16 protein-coding genes and 1 tRNA gene are annotated in these 16,789 nt (G+C 41.6%); 8 read left to right on the forward strand and 9 right to left on the reverse strand.

Annotation, left to right across the window (positions count from 1 at the left end; translation table 11 throughout):
- Nucleotides 1-105: 105 nt before the first annotated feature.
- The 3 genes from WKT13_RS07120 to WKT13_RS07130 are packed head-to-tail and all read left to right on the forward strand — an operon-like array spanning nt 106 to nt 3,441.
- Complete coding sequence (locus WKT13_RS07120) at nt 106-876, forward strand: DUF4468 domain-containing protein (protein WP_340323379.1); 771 nt, start codon at nt 106-108, stop codon at nt 874-876.
- 13 nt (nt 877-889) lie between these two features.
- Nucleotides 890-1,114, forward strand: a complete 225-nt coding sequence (locus WKT13_RS07125; RefSeq protein ID WP_298618416.1) for a hypothetical protein — start codon at nt 890-892, stop codon at nt 1,112-1,114.
- Nucleotides 1,114-3,441 (forward strand): putative porin, encoded by a 2,328-nt coding sequence (locus tag WKT13_RS07130; RefSeq protein ID WP_340323380.1) that lies wholly within the window; start codon nt 1,114-1,116, stop codon nt 3,439-3,441. The genes WKT13_RS07125 and WKT13_RS07130 overlap by 1 nt, the downstream gene beginning before the upstream one ends.
- Before the next feature lie 89 nt (nt 3,442-3,530).
- Here the strand turns inward: WKT13_RS07130 and menA are convergent, their stop codons facing one another.
- Entirely contained in the window at nt 3,531-4,439 is a 909-nt protein-coding gene (menA, locus tag WKT13_RS07135) for a 1,4-dihydroxy-2-naphthoate octaprenyltransferase (RefSeq protein ID WP_340323381.1), read from the reverse strand.
- A gap of 75 nt (nt 4,440-4,514) precedes the next feature.
- On the opposite strand from menA, the gene WKT13_RS07140 reads away from it, so the two are divergent.
- Nucleotides 4,515-5,156 carry an HD domain-containing protein gene (locus tag WKT13_RS07140; RefSeq protein WP_340323382.1) on the forward strand — a complete coding sequence of 214 codons (642 nt, stop codon included), beginning with the start codon at nt 4,515-4,517 and terminating at the stop codon, nt 5,154-5,156.
- Between the two features lie 322 nt (nt 5,157-5,478).
- Here WKT13_RS07140 and WKT13_RS07145 read toward each other — a convergent pair whose 3' ends face one another.
- A complete protein-coding gene (locus WKT13_RS07145; RefSeq protein ID WP_340323383.1) occupies nt 5,479-6,471 on the reverse strand; it encodes a metallophosphoesterase family protein in 993 nt (330 codons plus the stop codon).
- Between the two features lie 93 nt (nt 6,472-6,564).
- Here WKT13_RS07145 and WKT13_RS07150 point away from each other — a divergent pair, with 93 nt between their 5' ends.
- From WKT13_RS07150 to lnu(AN2), 4 genes are all read left to right on the forward strand, one after another.
- Complete coding sequence (locus WKT13_RS07150; RefSeq protein WP_340323384.1) at nt 6,565-6,921, forward strand: hypothetical protein; 357 nt, start codon at nt 6,565-6,567, stop codon at nt 6,919-6,921.
- A 53-nt stretch (nt 6,922-6,974) separates the two neighbouring features.
- Nucleotides 6,975-7,059 (forward strand) — tRNA-Ser (locus WKT13_RS07155).
- Nucleotides 7,060-7,386: 327 nt separating this feature from the next.
- Complete coding sequence (gene mef(En2), locus WKT13_RS07160) at nt 7,387-8,592, forward strand: macrolide efflux MFS transporter Mef(En2) (RefSeq protein ID WP_005786079.1); 1,206 nt, start codon at nt 7,387-7,389, stop codon at nt 8,590-8,592.
- 24 nt (nt 8,593-8,616) lie between these two features.
- Nucleotides 8,617-9,129 carry a lincosamide nucleotidyltransferase Lnu(AN2) gene (gene lnu(AN2) / locus WKT13_RS07165; protein WP_004308783.1) on the forward strand — a complete coding sequence of 171 codons (513 nt, stop codon included), beginning with the start codon at nt 8,617-8,619 and terminating at the stop codon, nt 9,127-9,129.
- A 445-nt stretch (nt 9,130-9,574) separates the two neighbouring features.
- Here the strand turns inward: lnu(AN2) and WKT13_RS07170 are convergent, their stop codons facing one another.
- The 7 genes from WKT13_RS07170 to WKT13_RS07200 all read right to left on the reverse strand — a co-directional run bounded on the left by WKT13_RS07170 (nt 9,575) and on the right by WKT13_RS07200 (nt 16,753).
- Nucleotides 9,575-9,928 carry a nuclear transport factor 2 family protein gene (locus WKT13_RS07170; protein ID WP_004308780.1) on the reverse strand — a complete coding sequence of 118 codons (354 nt, stop codon included), beginning with the start codon at nt 9,926-9,928 and terminating at the stop codon, nt 9,575-9,577.
- A gap of 88 nt (nt 9,929-10,016) precedes the next feature.
- A complete protein-coding gene (locus WKT13_RS07175; protein WP_004308779.1) occupies nt 10,017-11,420 on the reverse strand; it encodes a hypothetical protein in 1,404 nt (467 codons plus the stop codon).
- Between the two features lie 211 nt (nt 11,421-11,631).
- Nucleotides 11,632-12,591, reverse strand: a complete 960-nt coding sequence (locus tag WKT13_RS07180; protein WP_005795604.1) for a toprim domain-containing protein — start codon at nt 12,589-12,591, stop codon at nt 11,632-11,634.
- Between the two features lie 216 nt (nt 12,592-12,807).
- Nucleotides 12,808-13,884: an AAA family ATPase gene (locus WKT13_RS07185; protein WP_009319341.1), complete on the reverse strand. Its 1,077-nt coding sequence runs from the start codon at nt 13,882-13,884 to the stop codon at nt 12,808-12,810.
- Nucleotides 13,885-13,898: 14 nt separating this feature from the next.
- Entirely contained in the window at nt 13,899-14,207 is a 309-nt protein-coding gene (locus WKT13_RS07190) for a DUF3853 family protein (protein ID WP_007842330.1), read from the reverse strand.
- 223 nt (nt 14,208-14,430) lie between these two features.
- Complete coding sequence (locus tag WKT13_RS07195; RefSeq protein ID WP_005795598.1) at nt 14,431-15,450, reverse strand: hypothetical protein; 1,020 nt, start codon at nt 15,448-15,450, stop codon at nt 14,431-14,433.
- A 10-nt stretch (nt 15,451-15,460) separates the two neighbouring features.
- Nucleotides 15,461-16,753: a PDDEXK nuclease domain-containing protein gene (locus WKT13_RS07200; protein ID WP_005795596.1), complete on the reverse strand. Its 1,293-nt coding sequence runs from the start codon at nt 16,751-16,753 to the stop codon at nt 15,461-15,463.
- Nucleotides 16,754-16,789: the final 36 nt, after the last annotated feature.

Raw genomic sequence — 16,789 nt, forward strand, 5'->3', positions numbered from 1 at the left:
GGAAATGAAATAACGTTAAATTATCATCAACACATCAAGTTACAGAACAAAATTATTAACTTTGCAAAACTTAAACTTTTAAACATTACATAACATAAAAATAATATGAAAAAACTGTTGATTATGATATTACTGTCCATGCCTATAACCGGTATGGCACAAAACGGATGGGAAAGAGTTCTTACCGAGAAAGAACAACAAGAACAAATGGAAAAGGCTGAAGCCGCAGCTAAGAAAGCAAAGAAAGAAGCGAAAAAGGCAGCCAAGAAAGCAAAGAAGATGAAAAAAGCAGGAGCAGACTCCGCAACGACAGCCTATCTGGAAGACGAATCAATATCGGCAGACACCCAAGAATCAAGCAAGAAATCCAAGAACAAGAAATATATTCAGGCTGGTGCAGTACCTGAGATTGACGGCAAAGTTATATTCACTCTCGATCTTGACGTACCAGGCAAAAACGCCCAGCAGATTTACGACAAGATGTACAGCATGCTTGATGCAATGGCAAAGAAAGAAAATCAGAAAAACAGCGGCATCATACTTGTCAACAAAGAAGAACACATGATTGCAGCAAAATACAGCGAATGGCTTGAATTCACAAAAAATTTCTTCATTCTCGACCGCACAGAATTCAATTATACGATAATTGCAACATGCAAGGACAATCATCTGACAATGACTCTCGAACGCATATCATATAACTATGAAGAAAACCGTGAAACCGGTTTCATGCTACCGGCAGAGAAACTCATTACAGACGAATACGCCCTTAACAAGAAGAAGACAAAACTCATGCCCATGTATTCAAAGTTCCGTAAAAAGACAATCGACCGCAAGGACGAAATATTCCAGGAAGTAAAAGACAGACTCCTCTAAAACTCAGACAGAGATGGATGACGAGACAAACATACAGTTTCCAAGACACAGAAGATCCGAACAAGAAAATCCGGACAAATTTCTGAAAATAAGAAACATACTTAATATAATCTTCATGATTGGTGCAATAGCCGGAATGATATTATATTTCACTTCCGGCCACACCATCGGCATAATTATAATAATGTCATCGATGGTGTTCAAGATAGCAGAATGTTGCCTTCGATTTTTCCGTTAATGAAAAAACTTTTTACAATATTATTCGCTGCCTCCTTAATATCTGTGAATGTCATGGCTCAGACCGATGACACATACAACCAGATTAATGCCGACGGCACCGTAAATAGGCGTTCATCACAAAACGCCGACTCGCTGGGAAGCGACAAAGAAATACCTAAAGGAATAAAAACATGGACTGTAAGCCGTAAATTCGGTGACCGGACTCCGGTACAGGTTGATACTTTGTCACATATGTTTATGAACACAATATTCACCACCGGACTGCGTGGTGAATATAATACAACCGGTAATCTTGGTGCGCCACGTATCAACCGCATATTCATAGACCGCCCCGAGACAGAACAGTTCATTTTCACCCAACCTTATGATTACTTCGTGACACCGGTTGAAACCTTCCAGTTCACCAACACACTGTCTCCGTTCACAAACCTTACATACAACACAGCCGGCAACCGCACCAACGGTGAGGATCATTTCACTGCAAAGTTTGGTGTAAATGCAGGAAAACGTATCGGTGTAGGCTTTAAGTTCGACTACATATATGGTCGCGGATACTATCAGAACCAAAGTACATCACACTTTGACTACACCATGTATGGTTCTTATTTAGGCGACCATTATCAAGCCCATCTGCTCTTCTCCACCAATCACCAGAAAGTGACAGAGAACGGCGGTATAACCAATGATGCCTATATCACACATCCTGAAAGTTTTGACGACACATATACCACAAGTGAAATACCGACTGTACTTGAACAGAACTGGAACCGCAACGACAACCAGCACATATTCCTTACCCACCGATATAATATTGGTTTCAACCGTAAGGTGAAAATGAGTGAAGAGGAAATAAAGGCACGCAAGTTTGCTATTGAGTCAATGAAAGAGAACGAGACTCTTTTGGAGAAAGAGCTGGCAAGCAAAAAAGCACGTCGTGAAGGCAGAGTGTTCGACGAGGAGAAGTTCGACAACAAACAGACATACAGCGGACGTCCTGACGACGCAAAAATAGCAGGTGATGAACCTGCCGACAGCTTGACAAACAACATATCAGACCGTATTGCCATAACCGACGCCACAGCAGACAGTCTGCTCACTGCAGAGAAGAAAAACGAGGCCGACACAGCATGGATGAAAAATGAATATGTACCTGTCACCAGTTTCATACACACCATGAGTTTCGACAATTACAATAGAATATATCAAGCATACAAGACTCCGGAAAACTATTATGCAGATGATTTCTACAATGCAGCAGACTTCGTGCGTGGTGATTCCATATACGATAAGACGAGTCATTTCCGCGTACAGAATACATTCGCCATTTCATTACTTGAAGGTTTCAACAAATGGGCTAAAGCCGGACTTAAAGCCTTTGCATCCTCAGATCTGCGTCATTTTGTTCTACCAAATACTGACGGTGGCACAACTACCTATAATGAACACAGTCTGAGCATCGGTGGACAACTCCAAAAAACGCAGGGACGAACACTTCACTATGATGTCGTTGCAGAGACATGGCTTACCGGAGAAGATGCCGGACAGCTTAAAATTGATGGCTCTATTGACGTCAATTTCCCTGTTTTCGGCGACACGGTAACTCTACGCGCCAAAGGATTCTTTCATCACCTCAATCCGACATTCTACTACCGTCACTACCATTCACGCCATTTCTGGTGGGACAATGACGATCTGAGCAAAATAATACACTCGCGCATAGAAGGTGTATTCACTTATCGCAAAACACGCACATCACTGCGTGTTGCAATTGACGAACTGAAGAACTACACCTACATGGCCATGAGCTATGACATTGACAACGAATTCAACCGTACTGGCAATAAAGTGAGCATTGCACAAAAAAGCGGTGCCATAAGCCTTTTTACCGTATCATTGTCACAAGACTTCAAACTAGGACCACTCCATTGGGACAACGTCATAACCTATCAGAAATCATCTGACAACGACGTGATACCTCTACCGGACATAAACATTTACTCAAACCTGTATCTCAGATTCAAAATCGCACGCGTGCTGAAATGTGACCTTGGAGCGGACATTCGCTATTTTACAAAATATTACGCACCCGACTACAGTCCAGCGTTGGGTCAGTATGCTGTGCAGACCGGCAACGTACGTGTAAAAACAGGTAACTATCCGTTGGTCAACGCATACGCCAATTTCCACCTCAAACGCACGCGTTTCTTTGTTATGATGAGCCATGTCAACGGTGGTAGTGGCAGTAAGGAGTATTTCCTGACACCACACTATCCTTTAAACGGACGCATATTCCGATTCGGCTTGAGCTGGAATTTCTTCAATTAAAAAGCATAATACACTAAATATTATGGCCCGGGATACTTCTACATTAATGAAGTGCCCCGGGCCATTACAATAAAGATTATCCCCTTGAATTACGAAATTATCAGTCCGAGCGACTGCAATAACCCGTAAACAAACATGTTACGTGCAGTCATACCCAACACACGATTAAGTTCCGTTCCCTTTCTTATTCTCAGCATTTCACGATAAGTATAAATATGCATCACCAGATAGACCAACGGCAGCATGGCCGCCCACATACTTCTGTCATAAAACAAAACAAAACCAGAAAGACATGCCGTAAGTCCGAGACCAAGATACAGTTTCTCCGAAGCCCTGGCACCAATTCTCACCACAAGAGTTTTCTTGCCCGAACGTCTGTCATTATCGATGTCACGATAATTGTTCACCACAAGCAGAGTATCTATAACAAGACCACAGGCCAATGATGCCCAAACCACCTCCTGGCTAAAAAGCGGAGCTCCGGACGGCATGTCAAGATAATAGGTAAGACACACCGGCACAAAACCGAAGAACACTAGAACAAGCACGTCACCCAACCCCATATACGACATACATGTGGTATAAAGAAAACAGAACAGCACACACACAGCCCCCACTCCAATCATCTGCCAGCCACCATAAACAACAAGCGGCAGACCAACACTACACGAAAGAAATGTGGTAAGCGCGATACCGAGACGCATGGCCTTCTTGGTTATCCACCCCTGGGCGCAAGCTCTCTTCGGTCCAAGACGATTTTCATCGTCTGTACCCTTTACAAAATCGAAATAATCGTTGATAAAGTTGGCATCAATCTGCATTAAAAAAGCAAAAAGAAAACACAGTATAGCTGGCACAATCCTTATATTGCACGAAGCGTCACGCATCGCCAAAGCCGTACCTATCATAACCGGAACAGCCGCACCGGAAAGTGTTTTGGGGCGCGAGGCCAAAATCCAGGCTTTAAGCGAATTAACTTTCACATCAACCTCGTTCATATCAGTTTTTCAGTTTACTTCTTGCAAAATTAACCATAAAAGACTATATTTGCAAATAAATACAACCGCTTTATTATGCTTGCATCAAACGTTAGTCTGGACCTGATGGAATTTATCGAAAAGAATATTCTTCCAAGATATACCGCTTTCGACAAGGCACACAATCTCACACACGTAAACAGAGTAATAAGCCGGTCGCTGGAACTGGCATCAAGGATAGGAGCCGACGCTGACATGGCATACGTCATAGCAGCCTACCACGATCTCGGCCTCGAAGGACCAAGAGCTGTGCATCATCTGACAAGCGGAAAGATTCTTGCGGCAGACTCGCGGTTGCAACGATGGTTTACAAAAGACCAACTGAAAATAATGAAAGAAGCCGTGGAAGACCACAGAGCATCCACATCGCACACACCACGCAGCCTGTATGGAAAAATTGTAGCAGAGGCCGACCGCGACCTTGAGCCGTCCATTGTATTCAGAAGGACAATAGAATATGGTATAGACCATTACCCGGAAAAAAGCAAAGAAGAACAATGGCAAAGATTTCTTTCACACATCAACAATAAATATTCATCACACGGCTACATACGCCTTTGGCTGCCAAACTCGCCAAATGAGCAAAATCTGAAAAAAATACGCGAGCTTATAAGTAGTCCGCAGCTTCTAAGAGAAGAATTTGAAAGAATATACATACTCGTCAACGACGGCCAGTGAGAATTTTCACCGGCCGTTTTTCTTTTTACACCTTGACAAGGAGCCAGACCAATAATCAGCAAAAGATGCTGCAGGAAATACTATTCCAACAAATCAAATATACAATATCATTATTTAATTTCAGGTTTACTACCGATTACCAATCATTTAAAGCGTCATCACAGATGTCTATGTTTACCAACATATCCGATTCCACCTACATAGATATATCCTCAGCAACTGTACATAAAATAAATATGCAGAAACCATTATTGGTCTCTGCATATAATAATATAACACATCAAGATATATGTAATCCTAATAAGAAACTATCCGATCCGGATTATTTCTTCACATAGTCTTCCGGAAACGAGAACTCATTAATCATCTTTCCGTCGTTCATGCGTATCCAACTTCTGAAACCACGCTTACCTTCCTCTAGTTCTATCACACGAGCACCATTGTCACCAGGAATATCCCAATAGGTGTTCTTGCTTCCTGTGAAACGTCCATAACAGAGCATCATGCCCTTCCACTCCACAGCATAGTCGTTTACATGATCATGACCAACAAAAACTCCCATAACATCACCTTGTTCAAGCATTGCCGTAAAAAGCCCGCTGTTCACTACCGGAGCACACGCTTTCTCCCTACGTGTTCCTATCAACTTGGCATCCTCATTGCTCGCAGCCTCATTGAATTCCGGCAGTGGAATATGAAAGAATGCTAAAGCAGGCAGTGCATTTCCGTCATTTGCCGCAGTAAACTTTTTGCTCTTGTCAACATACCAGTTTATTTGGTCGGTCTTTATCCAGTCATAACCTTTCGCAACTTCCAACGGTGAGTAAGAATTGCTGTCGAATATATAAATAACAGCAGCATCCTTGTCCCCGTCTGACGATTTAAGTGTAAGTGTATAATTAGTTACACCTGATATTCCGGGAGTTGTCTCCGTAAGACTGCCTTTATATTTCTTTATCAGTTCGAACAGTTGTGCACGCGACAATCCCTGCTCATCATCATGATTTCCAAAAGTCATTGCAAACGGTATGCCGCGTGATAAAGTTGGCTGAAGCACCTCGTCCAATCCTTTTGCAGCAGGTTTTCCTGTCACAAAATCACCGGAAAACACTACAAGATCAGGCTTTTCCTCATCAAGCACAAGGTTCATACACTTTTCTGACACAGCAGAATGTTCACTGCCTGACACCCAATGAACATCGGTAAACTGAACAATCTTGAACTTCTTGTCAGAACCGAATTTCAATGTCTGCGCATAAAGTCCGCTATACGCGGCAACACTTAATGCCATCAATACTAATCTCAACATTCTCATAATGTAATATTCTATTAAAACAAAATGTGATTTATAATAAATTGATTAAAGTCAGTCGTAGTCTATATATTTTCAGTATAAAGATTTTGAACGATGAGTACAAAAGCAGAAGGTAAAAACAGTATTTTACTGAAATCAGCCTTGCAGAACCACCCTTATCCTATGCTAGGATTGTGGAAGGTAAAAGCAAAAGACAATGATGGAAAAATTTGTTTCCCGACTTTGGCTTTGCCTAATCATATTCTATCTTATGCAAAGATAGCGAAAATATACCAATACAACAAACAACTGCAACAACCTTTTATTTCCTTCCATCATACTGTCTTCATCGCCCTCTCAACAGTTCAACCCAATACAGTGTTCTTTCCAAACATTCGGCTGTATTTTGGCTTCTCAAACAAAAAATTATACGGTTTATATAAAAAATACATCGAAAAATTTGCAGATTAAAAAAAAATCACTACCTTTGCACTCGCTTTAAGACATTACGGATTTCGATCAAAGGAGAGATGGTAGAGTGGTCGATTACAACGGTCTTGAAAACCGTCGTACCGAGAGGTACCGGGGGTTCGAATCCCTCTCTCTCCGCAACAAACACTGAAAATCAGCAGATTGCAAAACAAACACCCAGTTTTGCACCCAAGAATGTAAAGTCGGGTGTTTTTGTTTTATTTAAGATAATACAACCACTACATAATAAAAGAGTAGCGATATTAAAAGAATCCGATGAGAAAAGACTAATATTTATCTATCCATTCACTTTGATTTTTCAGGACTTTACATCGTCCTGAAAGTATTTGTTATTGTATTCCAACGTCAGGAGTGGATTATAATACAAGTTTTTTGTGTGGATAGAATTTCGTTTTGCTTAATGTACGAAAGTACTTATCTATAAACGCATGAAATATTAGCACAATGAATCATTGGAAATCAACTTTGGCCGTGATAGGAATAGGCCAACTCATATCTATTTTAACAAGTACGATTGTTGGCTTCTCCATTATTTTTTGGATTAGCAACGAATTTAAATCCCCGACAGCTTTATCTCTGGCTATTTTAGCTGGATTTTTACCACAATTTGTATTAGGCTTGTTTGCCGGGGTCTATGTTGACAGATGGAATCGAAAGAAAACGATGTTTTATTCGGACTTGTTCATCGCGTTCTGTACCCTATGTCTTTTTATTGTGATAACCAAGGGTTATAAAGACCTTTCTTTTTTTTATCTATTGACTGCTTGTCGTTCAATAGGCAGTACGTTTCATGCACCTGCTTTACAGGCAAGCATCCCTCTACTGGTTCCCAAGCACCATCTTGTCAGGGTATCAGGTTTGTACCATTCCATTCAATCCTTCAGTGAGGTGATAGCCCCCGTTGTAGGGGCAAGCCTCGTTGTTTGGCTTCCCATACAGTATATTCTGCTCATAGATGTGATCGGAGCTGTTGCTGCTTGTCTGACCTTACTTTGTGTCCAGATTCCTTCTCTTCAAAAAACGAAAGTTCTTCCAGATTTCAAAAAAGAACTGACGGAATGTTGGCATACCTTGCGGCGTACAATGGGCATTTTGCCTTTATTCGTATGCTTTACGCTGGTGACTTTTGTCCTTATGCCTGTTTTTACGTTATTTCCTTTTATGACGCTTCTGCATTTCAACGGAAACATTTTGCAAATGGGAGTTGTGGAAATGGGTTGGGGCTCAGGGGCATTGTTGGGCGGTTTAGTACTTGCCTGTAAGGCTTTGAAAAGCAAGCAAACATTAGTGATGCATACGGCTTATGTGATATTGGGATTGTATCTGATTAGCGCCAGTTATTTACCATCAAGCGCATTTATAGGTTTTGTTTGCCTAACATTTACAGGAGGCATAGCCTATTCCATTTACCATGCGCTTTTCATCGCTATTATTCAGCAGAACTTGGCTTCGGACATGCTTGGACGGACTTTTTCTCTCATCTTTAGTTTGAGTACCTTTCCATCAATGCTGGGTATCGTAGCTTCAGGATATTGGGTGGAAGCATGGGGTATCACATCCGTCTTTATGATCAGCGGATGGGTTATCTTTCTGATTGGAGTGGGTGCAAATTTTATTTCTTCAATCAAGCAGTTGGATAATTACGCATAGTATTATTTATTAAAGAATTATTATATGACAAAGAAAGAACACACTACGATTACAGAGTTATTTCAAGTTTTGGACTTGTTGGAAAGCCTGGACATGCAGTTTTGGTTGGATGGAGGCTGGGGAGTGGATGTCTTGTACGGACAGCAAACCCGCTTGCATAGAGATATTGACATTGATTTTGATGCCAATTATACAGACCAACTCCTTGATCTTTTGCAGGAGAGAGGATATCAAATTGAAACAAATTGGTTGCCCACCCGTGTGGAACTGTATAGCAAAGAATTAGGCTATATTGATATCCATCCTTTTGTCTTGAATGCGGACGGCACTTCCAAACAAGCCGACTTGGATGGAGGCTGGTATGAATTTCAACCGGACTATTTTGGAACAGCAGTCTTTGAAGGCAGAAGCATCCCTTGCATTTCTGCAAAAGGGCAACAAGTATTCCATTCGGGCTACGATTTAAGAGAGAAGGATATTCACGATTTATCTATAATTAAACAATGTATAACAACAATGAGCCTAACAATTAGATAAGAACAAGAAAATGACAGAAAAACAAATTGTCTGGTATATCTTACTTACAGAAGTAAAGATAGATAGTGACACCCAGTCTGTCACATCCCTGAGTGTAGCTCCATTGGCAGTCTTGCCGGAATTCCAGCGTAAGGGAATTGGGGGGGATGTTGATTCAGTAAGCCCATCAGAGGGCAGCACTTTTGGGTTACGGCACAGCAGTCGTATTGGGGCATAAAGAGTATTATCCTCGATTTGGCTATCGCAAGGCTATCGATTTAGGAATTGAATTTCCTTTCGAAGTCTCTCATGAATATTGCATGGTGGCTGAATTAATACCTGGAGCTACTGAGAATGTGAAAGGTATGGTTTGTTATCCAACTGACTTTAAATAGTTTAACAAGTAAAATTCATTATATAACTCGGACTGGGTATTTCAATTTCCCAGTCCGTATTCTGATAGTACTTATTCAATTGGAAGATTGTGTTGCTTCAAGAATGAAAGTTTATCCCAATACCCTCTTTGAAAGACGATTTTGTTATCTTTTACATGAAAAAATCCGCATCCACGAAGTCCAAGAGAGTCTTTCCATTCCATGATAGCCCATTCGCCATCTTCAAAAATATTTTCCACCATACAAACCATTTTAGCAGTGGCAAATTCATTCACAAACATTTTGTAGATTGATTCTTTACCAATTATTGGTTCGTTTGCGACTTGATGATTTACTGCATTAGTAGCATACAGCTCTGCTATATGATAAGCATCTGCTTTGTTAAAGCAATCTATCCATTTTTCCAAAACTTCTTTAGGCTTCATTTTTTATAAATTCTTAGGATTTTGATTCTGTAATAAAAACAATCTGTTTGGATGCATAGATACTTGATTTTATTAATAATAGGCTATTCTATATTCTAAATCCTCTGGATTTTTGCTCTCTCTGCACCGAGTTACGTAGATTCTGCTGTAACTTTTCCCATTGTTCCTTAAACCATTGTACTATGGGTTGTCGGTTTATGGTCAGCATAAGCTTACCACTATCCATCGGATGTTTCTCAACCCTAAAAATATCATTCTTGATGTCAAATTTCCACCTGTGTTCTTCGGAATAAATTTTGCCACTACATTGTATGGATTCTTTCTTTGTCAAGAGGTTTTCTATCATGTCTTTGGTAAACCCGATAACAGCGCATAATTTTTCCATTCTCAACATCTCTTTGAACATGGGAAACCATTTGTGGGCTTTTTCAAGCAAGGTGCTCAATCGTGATATTTCCTTGTCTTTGGCTTCAAGTTCTTGATTATGTATTCTTTGAAGATTACGAATTTGTCTGCTATGCTGTTCCTGTATTTGTTGTATCTGAATTTTTAATTCATCAGTAGCTTTGTCCCGTTTGGTAATTTCCTGATGTAGCTGCTCGATGTGATGTTCCAGTTCTTTCAGCTTACCGCTTCCGAAAAGAGAACCTACACCGCTTGCTATGGCGGTAGCAGCATTGGTGGCTGTTTTCTTTAGTTTGTCCGTGCGTATCTCTGCTTTTACCTGTTTGAGTTCCTGTTCGGCAAGGCTTACTTGTTGTTCCTTGTGTCGCTTGGTTTCCTCTATACGTTGCAGTTCGGCTTTCTGCTTCTCAATGATGAAATCATTTCGTTCCAGATGCTCTTTACCTGTGACAGCTTTTGCCTGTCCACGTTCCATCAGGAGAATATCGGAAGCAAGGGTCTGCATGGTTGCCATATCCTCGTCATTGAGCTTTCGGCTCTTTCCAGTTTCATGGTTCATCCAGTCGAATACGACATGAGCATGATAATTTGGTTTGAACCATCTGTTACCGACTTGGAAGCTCTCCTTGTCTTCTGCTTCCGGCTGACCGTTCAGCCAATGCCCTTCGTCTTTATGCAGGAAAATCTGTAGCGGAGTGATGCCCCAGCGTCTTTGGCACTCTTCACCGAATTTGCGTACATCAGCCAGTGTGGTGTCCGGTCTGATAAGCAATACTCCTTCACGGATGGGTGAGCATCCCGCCACCTTGATAATCTTTCCATTCTTTCCCTTGCGTTCCCTTTCCTTTTCCTGCATGGCACGTCCGGTCTTTTCCTTGACCATTTGCTTGATATTGTCATAATGAGTTCGCAGTTCGGGAGTGCCGAAGTCGGGATTTATCCACTGTTCGTTATCGGTGGAAAGTTCGGGAACGACATAGATTCTGGACTCCCCGATATTACGCATATACTCGGCAGTCCTTCGATTGTGTGCCTCGCTCGATGCGATGTTGCAAGGCTTGATATGTATGCTTGATTTTGTTGCCATAGCTTCTTTCCTTTGTTTACAATTGATTTACTTTGCTCGCTTTCGCAGAGGGGTTCTTAGGGGTAACCCATAAGCGGAGATTGCAAAGAGAGGGTCACTCTTTGCTCGGGGTTCTCAGGGGTGAAACGCCCTGAGTGGGTCATTAGGGCAAAGCCCTAATCCCCTCGGGAGAGCCCACAACTACGAAAGCGAAGCGTGTAGTTATAGTGGGCTATAACCGGAAGCCTTTCGGTTTCTTGGATAGTGTATCATTCCTCTTTTTGACAGATTGCGCTTGCTCTTTCCTATCGGCTATTCGTTTCTGTAAATATTCGTTCAGATCTTTACATCCACTGTAGATTTGCGAGGCGTCACGTATATACCGGGTAGCATCATACTCCTTTCTGATTTGCTGTATTGCTTCCATTCCTGCACGGTCATTGTCAAAGAAACAGTGGATGCGCTCATAGCTTCCCAACGGATAGAGTGCCTTGGGAACATTGGCTACGGAATTAAGAACTATGTAATCCTGTCTGTCGAAGTCGGGTGATTGCGGACAGCTTTCCAGTCTTAAGGTCAGAAAGGAAAGGTAATCCATAAATCCCTCAAAAACGTAACATGCACTCCTTGGCTTTCCTGACTGTCTGATATGGGATATTTCTTTTGGTGCGATACATCCCTTGAAATATCGGTTGCGGATTTCATATCCACCCGATATGTTCGGAAAAGCAATGGCGAAATAACGTTTGCCGTTGTGGGTGAAACGGGCTTCCTTACATTCTCTTTTCGCCAGTGCCGTGTTTATCCCTCTTTCCTGTAGATAGGCAAGCAGGGCAGGAGAAGTCAGCTGTACAATGTCCAACTCCTGAAAACTCGGTTCGGAAAATGACTGCTTGCCAAAAGAGAAAGATACGGGACGGATGTGCGGAGTCTGTTCCTCGATTTTCTGTAGAAGATAAGGTACATAGTCGGAATAGTAGAGTTCCTGTGCCAGTGCAATGATATTTCCACCTTTACCAATTGCAAAATCATACCATTGGTTGCGTTCGGTATTTATTTTGAACGAGGGCTCTGTCTCTTCCCGTAACGGGGATTTATACCACAGGTTGATACCTTGCTGCTTGACGGGAGAATGTCCCAAACTGTACAGAAAATCCGCTATCCTGATTTGTTTTGCTGTTTGTATATCCATAATAAGATGAGTGTTTGAATAATGGTTGGAATATTTATTTCTCTTTTCGCCCGTACCTTTTTATGAAGTACGGTCTGTATAATCACTTCACTTTATTTTCGTATATATAGGATACGGTAATAAAGTGAAGCGGTTTTACATTCTCTGCAATCGCTTCGCTTTATCCTTAATATATAGACCTGCCGAATAAAGTGAAGTGATTACAGGTTAGACGGTCTAATAGTGAAAGTCTGGCTTGAACGTGTATTTCCTGCCGTTCTCCTGTACTATCATCCGTTTGTTCCGGAGCATGGTGATAAGTGATACCGCCTTTTGATGGTTCAGTTTTACACCTACTGACATATAAGACTTGATTAAGGCGGTTTCCAGATCCTTGTAGCCGTATTCCTCTTTCAGTCCGAAAGCCGCTTCTAGTGCTATGCGGTGCTGTTGTTCGGTAATATGCCTGTAAGGGTCGAACTTTTCCTCTTCCGGTCTTCCGGGTTTCTTCGCTTCGGGTCTGTACCCCTCTATGAGTTCAGGCAATGCATTGTCGTTGATACGGAAAGCGAAAGGCTCGAAATCCATTGCACGTATGTGCATGGCCGAAACATTGCTTATATCCCCGTTGCTCTTGTCCTTTTCCACGAGAAGAACGGTTTCCGCCTTGTTGTTCAGCTCCGTACCGATATGCCCTCTTGCGTTTTCATCGCCTTTGTTCTGGTGGAGTATCGTATGGATGTGTATTTGCCTGTCATCCGTCCACTGCATCAACTTGGATATGATGCGTGTCGATTCTCCCGGACTGTTGATGTCATATACCATATCACGGATGCCGTCTATGATTACAAGCCCTATGTCCGGTGTATTATAGATAGCCTGTTCGACAATCCTGATGCGCTGTTCGGGCGTGTATTTCCTCAAAGCGAGAAACTCCAGATGTTCATTGTCCCTGTCATCAGGAAGACCGGCCAGCCGTAAAATACGTTTCATGACTTTCAGGCAGTGATAATGGCTTTGTTCCGTGTCCACATAAAGGACTTTCCTTTTGTTCTCCGGAAGTTCTGCCACATACCGTAGTACCGTACCGTTTTTCAATGAGGCGGCTACAATAGCCGACACATTGAAAGTCTTTTTACTTTTGGCTTTGCCTATGGATGCACTGAAATTGCCCAGTGTGCCAATGACCGAACCTTGCACTTTTAAAATCTCAGGTGCTTTCTCATAGATTTTCGATAGGCTCAGACGTGAGGCTTGCCAAAGGATTATCGCCTGTTCTGCAGATATTTCCTTTATTTCTCTCATATAGTCCATAAGCATACCTCCCATTATTTCCGTCCTCCTGTTTTCTTTCCGGCAAGTTCAAGAGCCAGTTCTGCATCAACTATAATCTTGCGCCCTATCTGGGTAATCGCCTTGTCTATCTTACCGCTTTTCTTTATGCGGTTGGCAGTGGGCAGACTGCACCCGAACAGTTTGGCTATACCGAGTATTCCGTACACATACTTCTTTTCCGTGTCTGTAACGGGTTGCGGCAATGCTTCGGCCTGACCTGAAGCGTGCTTACTCAGGAATATGAATTCTTCGCCTGTCATTTGCCAGACGGGTTTTGATAATAATTCTTGGATATTTGTCATCGTCCAATCTATTTAGTCGTTAAACAATCAGCCCTGCGCACTGGCTGTTATTTCTGTTCTCGAACGATGCAAAATTAGGTAGGGTTATGAGTGGTAAGGATGGGGACGGTACAAACTGAATATCATTGTATCTTATTGAATATCAGAAAACAAAAATACCACTCAAAAATTATTTTGAGTGGTAAAAGTGGAACTTTCGTAAAGTATCAGGATATATCACGGATTATCTGAATATATGTTCCATTTCCTTGGCGAAATTTTGGTTGCTGTCACTGGGGAAATCTGAAACAGGCTCCTTGTACTTGGATTTGTAGTAGCTGTCGTCAATATCCAGCAGTTTCAGTATTCTGTCTTTCCATTTGTCCCTGTCCTGTTTGGAGAGTTTCTCGCTCATCAGGAATATCAGATAGCATACACGTATTTTCTCTCTCGGTTTTATTTTCAGCTTACAGTTGCAGGGGTGAAGATTCATATTGGCATAGAAATCTGGTGCGGAAATTTCTTCGAACTGTTCTCCTTTGCACACCTCATGAATGAGCGAAAGTAATTTCATGCTGAAATATTCCTGTTGTTCTTCTGTCGTTTCCTGCTGACTGATTGGCTCGCTTGATTTATTCTCTTGCTTTCCGTCAGGAATGTATTTCTTCAATATATCCAGAAAAAGGCAGCTTTGACGGTATATGTCCGCACAACAGTTCTTCATATATTGGAATGCCTCTGTTCTTGTAGCCTTTTGCTGGTCATAGAGTTTGTTCAGTTTGGCTTTTTCCCTGTCATATTCAGCCTTGCAGCGTTCATATTCTTTCTCTGCCTGTTTTTCCTCTTCGGCTGTATGCTCCCTGTAACCAATGGAATCATACCTGTTGTTGGCTTCATTCAGCGGCTTGCTCAGACTTCTTGTAACATCCAGCTGGGCTTCAATTTCCTGAGAATACCTTTCCATGTGCTGATAGCAAGCACGTTCTATGGCTCTGTCACTTAACGGGCGTATCTCATAAGCCTGTATGCTCTTTTCTATTTCAGTTTTCAGACTGTTGAGTATCAAGGTGTATTGCTCTTTTTGCTTGTCAAGCACCAGTTCAAGGATAGCGGCTTCAAAGGATTTCATGTCATTATACTCCTGATAGAAATCCGATATGAATTTCTGCCTGTCAAAAGAAAAAGCGTAATTATCTATATAGTCTCTGTATATTCTGTTAAGTTCTCCATATTGGGGAATCATCGTCTGTATCTTTCCTGCCATATACTTTATATTATGGGTTCTTGTCCTTGTCAAGGAATAAGGTCAGTTCTTCTTCCACTTCTTCTATACTCGGTAGGGCAGATTTCAGATTTTCGGGTACTGCCTTGCTCAATTGATAGTCGCTGATACCTATCGGCTGGTCATATCCAGCCAAGGCATATTGTGCCACGACCTCATCCTTACCCCTGCACAGCAAAAGACCGATGGTCTTGTTATCATTTTCTCCCCTCAGTTTATCATCTACAACATTGATATAGAAATTTAACTGCCCTGCATATTCCGGTTTGAATGGCGTTGCTTTCAATTCCACGACGACATAGGCGTGGAGCTTGATATTATATAGAATCAGGTCGGCGAAAAAGTCACTGTCCCCAATCTGGAAATGTTTTTGTCTGGCAACAAAAGCAAAGCCGTTACCCATTTCCAGCAAGTAATGGGTTACATGCTTTACCAACTGTTCTTCTATATCCCTTTCGTCAGCCTTTTCCTTTGCTCCTGCCAAGTCAAAGATATACGGGTCTTTTAACAGATAATTGGCAAGATCGCTTTGAGGTGCCGGAAGTGTGGCAGTGAAGTTGTTTACCTTGTTACTCTTGATTTGTCTGTCATACAGATTACTTTCAATCTGCATTTTCAGCACATTACTGCTCCAACCCATTTCTACAGATTGTTTCATATACCAATACCTTACACCTAATGGTAGCGGATTATTGAGTATGACCATATGGCTTGCCCAATTTATTCTTGCAATCGGTGACGCCAAGAATAAATCTTCTATATCCTCTATTTTTATTTTATAGATGGTTGCTACTGTTTTTTCTACATTCTGAAATTGCGCAGGAACCTCCTGCGTAATTTCTAAAGATTGATTATCAGCTGATTGTATTTGCGCAGTAAGCTCCTGCGTAAATTGCCCGCTGTTGAGTTTAAGGACTTCATTAGTAATGTTTTGAATATTAGGGACTGACAGTATTGAATCTGTTTCAATAAAACTACGAAGTACATTTAACGGATATAAACGGGCAAACTGGCACATATAAGTAAGATTACGCTCCGAATATCCCTTCTTTTCAGGATAATTGAATCTGATTGCCTGTGCCAACTTCTTGATAATTTTACCACCCCAGCCATGCAGGTTTTGGTGGTACAGTATATAATTGCCCATTTTCCAGTAATGGAACAACATCTGGGCATTGGCTGCGGTAATGAGCCGGACTTGTGCCTGTTCTATTTCCGAACCGACAGCATGGACAAAGGCATCAAAATGACCTTTCTTTATATTATGTTCGTTGTTATTTTCCATATTACTAACTATTACTTAACAAAGATAACTCTAATA

Source organism: Prevotella sp. HCN-7019, from assembly GCF_037890215.1.
In the GTDB taxonomy this organism is placed as follows: domain Bacteria; phylum Bacteroidota; class Bacteroidia; order Bacteroidales; family Bacteroidaceae; genus Prevotella.